Here is a 503-nt window from a genome sequence, read left to right as displayed (position 1 = left end):
CATAGAAACAAGAGTTCGACTGCCAGCTGCGCCGCGACTCATGTTAAAGAGCTCCTTAATTCGGCTAGCTAACCGAATGCGATAGGCATCCGGCTTACGCTGCTTAAACTCGTAGTAACAGGAAGATGCGACATCGAACAACCCACAAAGCACTTTGACCGTTTCGTGCTCCCTCAACTGGTCAATTAGTGAGAACGTTCGAGTTCGTCCGACATTAAGAGAGCGGTAGCTTTTTTTAGTATGGCTTTTTCTCTTTCTAAGCGATTAATTCGAGCTTCTAACTCTTGGATTTTCTGTTGCTCAGGTGTAAGAGCTTTAATGGTTGGAGTCTTCCCACCACGCTCTATCTTTAATTGATCGACCCAGCGGCGCAGGGCTGTATCACCAACATCTAGAGAGCGTGCAGCCTCAGCTATTGAGTAGCCTTGATCGAGAACCAAACTCGCAGCATCCACTTTGAACTCAGAAGAAAATGTACGTCGTTGTCGTTTTGTCATTGAACA

The 503-nt window shown here is 46.3% G+C and carries 1 pseudogene; it reads right to left on the bottom strand.

From position 1 onward, the window contains the following. Positions 1–497 (bottom strand): annotated as a pseudogene (locus tag QQK21_RS21745) (transposase); the annotation flags it as partial. Positions 498–503: the final 6 nt, after the last annotated feature.

The sequence above is a fragment of the Vibrio zhanjiangensis genome, from assembly GCF_030161235.1.
Lineage (GTDB): Bacteria > Pseudomonadota > Gammaproteobacteria > Enterobacterales > Vibrionaceae > Vibrio > Vibrio zhanjiangensis.
Note: the sequence above shows the minus strand (reverse complement) of the source record. Positions and strands in the feature narration are given on the sequence as shown.